We start from the raw sequence: 6,113 nt of genomic DNA, 5'->3' as shown, positions 1-6,113 counted from the left end.
CGGGATAATGCACCTTTTTCCCCATACGAAAAACACCTCCATTAAAATCATAACTGATACTTACGATTTAGAGAGGTGTTTTTTATCGTCTCATTCTCAGGGTTCACTCCAATAGGAAAGGATGGCGTTTTTTATGTCTGTTTCTAACGAATTACAACAATTTGCTCAAGAGATTCAAAGTGCCCTATCTCCAAATGTCTTACGGGATCTTGCTAGAGATGTTGGCTTTGTACAAAGAACCAGTAAGTACCAAGCAAAAGATTTAGTCGCTTTATGTGTATGGGTGAGCCAAAATGTAGCTATGACTTCTTTAACTCAGTTATCTAGCTGTTTAGAAGCATCAACAGAAGTACTTATCAGCCCTGAGGGCTTGAATCAACGATTTAATAAAGCGGCTGTTCAATTTTTACAACACCTATTAGCCGAACTACTAAACCAAAAACTGACCTCATCTATGCCAAATTCTTATCCATATACTTCTGTTTTCAAGCGTATTCGTATTTTAGATTCAACTGCATTTCAACTTCCGGATATACATTTTCATCAATTTATCCTGGTGCGGGAGGATGCAGCCATACAGCGGGAGTAAAGATACAGCTTGAGTATGATTTATTAAGTGGACAATTCCTTCATATTCATACAGGTCCAGGTAAACAACATGATCGAACCTACGGTTCTTTGTGTGTCCCAACTGTGGCAGCGAATGATCTATGTATCCGAGATTTAGGGTATTTTCATTTGAAAGATCTTCAACATATACAAGATCAAAAGGCTTACTATATCTCTCGTATCAAATCGAATACACGTATTTATCAAAAAAATCCCAATCCTGATTATTTTCGAGATGGAAGAATCAAAAAAGGTACGGAGTATATACAGATAGATATGGAGGTCTTAATGAACTCTCTTCAGCCAGGACAAACGTATGAAATATCCGACGCTTATGTAGGAATGACTGATAAAGTACCAACTCGTGTGATTGTTCATCGACTAACAAAAGAACAACAACAAAAACGATTAGACGATCAAACGGTAAGAGAAAAAAAGAAAGGAATGAAGTATTCTGCTCGTAGTAAACGACTTAGCGGTATCAATGTATATATGACAAATACCCCTATAGATATTGTCCCGATGGGACAAGTACATGATTGGTATTCTTTACGTTGGCAAATCGAGATTTTATTTAAAACATGGAAATCATTCTTTCATATTCATCATTGTAAAAAGATAAAACGAGAACGATTGGAATGCCATTTGTATGGGCAACTGATTGCCATTCTACTTTGTTCTTCTACCATGTTTCAAATGCGACAATTACTTCTTATGAAAAAGAAACGAGAACTGAGTGAATATAAGGCCATATATATGATTAAAGATTACTTTTTTCTTCTTTTCCAATCGATGCAAAAAGACACCTAAGAGCTATCAAAGGTGTTACTTCGCCTGTTCAACCTCCTACAGCAAAACGGGCGAAAATCTCACAGATATGAGAAGAAAACAGTCTTTGATATATTAGGTGTCGTTTACAATTGTACCATGTCAGATAATCAAGCGGCTTAAATCAAAAAAATGAAACCCGTTAGGGTTTATTTCGTATGCAAATCTTTCAATTGCCTACACGTAGCCTTTAGAAAAAAAGAAACAACCTCTACTATGATTGATGTTGTATGACCTTAGCTTGATAGTGATGTGGTGCTACCCCATATAGCCGAACTAAGTTCGCTGCAGACTGGTTAGCGTCACATTATAAAGATATAAACATCGAGTCCTTATAAGAATGTACACATTTTGATGAGGATATTCATGCACTTGTTTTTGACTACATGGAAGTAGAATGCGTACAACAAAAAGAAGAGTGAGATTTCACTCTTCTTTTTTTATCACTCAATTGAGTGTTTTTTCTTTGATTAATACGCTCTTCCCTCGTAGCATCCAATGGTCTTATTATACCCGTTTCCTTTAAAATACCAAGTGATTCCTGTTGCTGGATCAGTAAAAGAGTTAGCGAAATACCCATTTTCATTTATCATTGACATTCTATAGGGTGCATTACTAGTAAGCCTAGGACAACTAGAATGATATTCATACATGTCATAAGATGAAAACTGTGGTGAATCAAGTTTGTTATTAGTATCAGCAACTGAAGATGTTGCAGCTGAGGCTCCCATACCTCCTGTTAATACAAAACCAGTTGCTAATGCTCCCACTACTAATTTCTTGAACATAAAAATTCCCCCTTTAATAGTTTTATAACTTGCACCTCAACTGTAACACGTTTTACATCAATGTAAATATTTATAATATATAGAAAATTTTGTTTAATTATTAGGAATATTTGGAACTCATTTTCTCAATGCAAAGAAAATAAATTCTGATATATAATTAAATCAAAGATGTCACTCTTAACAATGTTAGATTGGAAAACTAACATCTTATCGAATTTCAACAAAAGAAAAAATGCGCTAACATCTCTTCCTGTAACTACTACCACAAGGTGAGTGGTTACGACTAAATACTACTTTTTAAAAGTAATCTTATTAACTAAGACCCTAGTTTTTAAGAGGAAAAGTTTTATAATATCGTAAGTGTGCAACTAGGGGAAGTTGCAATTTCTGTATAACCCAGAATAATCTCTTAGCGCTCATAACTTTTCAATCACTATCATTTTCCCTGATGTATGAGGTACTTCATGCTTAATAATCCCCTCTTTTAAATAAGCCTTTTTCTTGTCATATTGTTCTTTTACACGCTTCTTAACAGGGTGCAATCCCCAAGGGTGGTCCCAATAATGGAATTTACCGAGTTTAAAATTTTCCCATTGAAACTGAGCATCTTGCAGCCGGTTATTCCCTTGATATAATCGCTCCAAAGAGTATTTCTTGATTTTCCCTTTTAGACTATCTACTACAATATATTTACTAGTTTTTTTATCATAACCAACTATAGAAACCCAATGAGAAATTATATGATTCTTTGTAAGATGTTTATATGTACATAAACTAAAAAGCACAAAACACTTATTCTGTTGTAACTTCATAATTAACTCCTTAGAATTTAGATGTTTTATGTTCTTTATACTTACATCATATTTTATATCTTCACATCCAGTTGCTTGATTGAATATCTCCAAATTATTATCTAGAAACATTCTATACAAATTTAAATCGAAAAATTCTCCTAAAAATGTATTACCATTAATAGCAATACCTCTTTTTGTTATTACATTTTTACTGAATAAATTACAAACTACATCATCCGTCTGTTTCTTAGAAACATCCTTAATCTTGTTTAAGTTGTATAAGCCATTTAACATTGCATAAATTCCACAAGTAGGCCCAGTTTGCTTAATACTAATTGTCATTCTTTATCTCCTTTATAATCTTTTGATTATATATTGATAATACAATTTTAATGATTGATTTAGAAACTATTCTATCTCATATTAATTGAGAAAAAATAAACTCTTGAATCGAATTAACATCGCACTCTACTTAATCAAACAAAAATGGAACAATATTAAATTAAGGCTGTTGTCATATAGATTTTTGAGATTTCAACTAAATGTACAAAAGCAGCCTTAATTTAATATTATTGGTTAATTCATTATACGTTACTAAAAAACATCTGCTTAATCATAACGTTTTCATGTAGATTTCGCTTCCTTCTCGTGCAGTTTAATTCAATCAATAGTTCTTTATATTAAGAATGAACGTTGGTTGACCCGCCTACAGTACCTGGTAAGAAGGAGCATGGCTCTTCTGTACTGTTACCAAGTAAAACCTCTAACATTTCACTTGATAATGCTACGGTATTCCCTACTACCTCAGGCTTATTAGAAACATAGGCTACATTTACGATCTGTCCATTTTGATCATCTGAGAAAATCAAAGGTATTGGTAAGCGCGCTTCCATTGGTCTGATAATTTCTTTAAAAATAGTTGGACTTTTATGAAGTAAAAGTTGATAAAATTGCCCATCATATACAATTCCAATTGCATTTTCCATATCGTGTACAACTTCTTAGCATTTTGGTCAGTCTTCCTTAAGGAGTATTCCCGGTTATAAGAGAACAATTCTTTTAATTTTTTTGTTCTCATTTCATTTTAGATATATCCTATAGAAAAAGAAGATTGGTGCCAATTTAAGCATGCCCCTTTAATAACTGTAATAATAGATCTAACGACATTTAGAAGACAATATAGTTCCAATATTAATAAGTAATTTTTATCCATATCCATGAACCTCCAGCTATATTAGCATGTGCTGATCGAATTGGGATTTGAAAGTTCACTAAATTGGAACATTCAATCGAATCCAACTATGCTAAAATAATTAATGTAAGCGGTCAACCTCTCAGTGAATGCGTAACGGATTGTGTTTCAATTTAGTATTTGATCTTCATTACCCACAAAAAAGCCACTAAAGTAAGCGGCTTTTTTTGTTTTGAAGCTATTAATTTAGAGTGACAGGTTTGCTGTTATAGACCGCAGAGTATAATTTAATAAAAATGCTTAAAAACTTTTGACTAGATTCTTTGTAATTCTCTTTGCTAACATAATATTCCAATGAAATCAAATAATTAAATAAATTGGAAAGGTTCTGGCGCTATCTACCTTCACGAAAGTTTAGGTGGGAATCTACCGGTGAAAAATTATAATCTTTAATTATTAATATTTGTTACATAATAAGCTTTTCAAATTATTAAAGCATTGCTCCTGTGATTTCAATGTTAAATCAATTAATATACAGAAAGTCAAATGAAATTATCTTTTTTATTACGCTATAACTTAAACTATAAATATCTCACCATAAAAAGGCATTCACAAACGTATATTTTTCAACATTTATATTTTTGAATGCCTTTATTCTTTTTATTTGTTAACTCACTCTTATGATATTAAATTAATTTAAATCGATTAAGACAAAAGTTTAAAAGCGTATCTTCATTATTTATAATATCGCTTATTAAAGGAAAAACTTTATAATCAGGTTGTATTCCCTCTTTAATTTCTTTACCATGTTTATTAACAAATTTCTTTGTTGTTACCTGAAGGGTATCTTTTTCATCAATAGTAAATATTCGTGCTTGCCCTGATAAGCCAGCAGTTTGTTCGCCTATAATTGTCAAATCTTCATTGGATAAAACTAATCCCTTTAAAAAGATGAACTCAGCTGAACTTGCTGTATCACTATTACATAAAACGAAAAATTTTCGTTTTAAAAAAAATGGAATTTGACTGCTAATGATTTGAATTGAAGAAACTTCAAATTTATTTTTAACTTCAGCATGTTGTATTATTCTATAGTCCATGTGAATATCCTTAGAAATAATAGAGGATAATATTTGTCTTGCTTCTGAAATATAACCTCCTGAATTATCCCTAATATCAAAAATAATATTTTTAAAACCTTTCATTAATTTCAAATTAGATAAGAACATTTTACTCATACCAGGAAACTTAAAAGTTACAATTTTTATTAACAGTGTATCCTTACTTATAGTTTCGAAAATAATTGGTTTAAAGCTATTTTTAATTTTATTAATATTATTTTGATAATCAAATATATTTTCTATAGACTGTGAGTTGATAAAGAATACTTTTTTTTCTTTATTAGTTGTTTCAACAAGCATCTTTAATTTATCACACCCATATTTTCCTTCAACTATATTTTGTATAATAGCTTTCCTTATGAAATTTGTAGGAAAGCCTACAAGTTTCTTTTGTTGCGCCTTAAACTCATCCATAATATTAAATGAATTTATTTTTAAAATTTTACTTCCAACATAATTTTCTGGATATCCATTTTTATTTTTCATTAGAAATAACTCATTATTAATCCACTGTACATTGATATCAAAACAATAGTGAAATTCCTTCCTTTGAAAAAATAAAGTATGAGGATCATGTAATTCTAAAATCATATTTTGAATTAAATCCAAAGCTATAGAATCTACTTTTGAATCTTGAACTTTTCTTACATAAAATGAGCTAAGTCTATCCCATTTTATTTTTTGATTACCTGTAAATAAGTAATTTTCGTTAATAATTCGAATCAAAATTTCAGCTAAAAGTACATTCCTTTGATTCATATCACGTACTCCTAAAATATAG

Annotated in this window: 4 protein-coding genes and 1 pseudogene; 1 reads left to right on the top strand and 4 read right to left on the bottom strand. The window is 30.9% G+C overall.

Annotated features, from left to right (window positions below):
* Positions 1-133 precede the first annotated feature (133 nt).
* Positions 134-1,560, top strand: a pseudogene (locus ACUN13_RS27120) (IS4-like element IS231Y family transposase).
* Between the two features lie 347 nt (positions 1,561-1,907).
* On the opposite strand, the gene ACUN13_RS27115 reads toward ACUN13_RS27120, so the two are convergent.
* From ACUN13_RS27115 to ACUN13_RS27100, 4 genes are all read right to left on the bottom strand, one after another.
* Positions 1,908-2,225, bottom strand: coding sequence for an LCI fold-containing protein (locus tag ACUN13_RS27115; RefSeq protein WP_445424047.1), 318 nt, complete (start codon positions 2,223-2,225; stop codon positions 1,908-1,910).
* A 416-nt stretch (positions 2,226-2,641) separates the two neighbouring features.
* Positions 2,642-3,361: a hypothetical protein gene (locus ACUN13_RS27110; protein ID WP_445424046.1), complete on the bottom strand. Its 720-nt coding sequence runs from the start codon at positions 3,359-3,361 to the stop codon at positions 2,642-2,644.
* Positions 3,362-3,699: 338 nt separating this feature from the next.
* The gene (locus ACUN13_RS27105; protein ID WP_445424045.1) at positions 3,700-4,005 is read right to left on the bottom strand and encodes a hypothetical protein; all 306 of its coding nucleotides are present in this window, start codon (positions 4,003-4,005) and stop codon (positions 3,700-3,702) included.
* An 892-nt stretch (positions 4,006-4,897) separates the two neighbouring features.
* Positions 4,898-6,091 (bottom strand): S41 family peptidase, encoded by a 1,194-nt coding sequence (locus ACUN13_RS27100; RefSeq protein WP_445424044.1) that lies wholly within the window; start codon positions 6,089-6,091, stop codon positions 4,898-4,900.
* Between the last annotated feature and the right edge of the window lie 22 nt (positions 6,092-6,113).

The organism is Bacillus cereus group sp. Bce041 (genome assembly GCF_052646455.1).
This window is presented reverse-complemented; position numbering and strand designations above follow the sequence as displayed.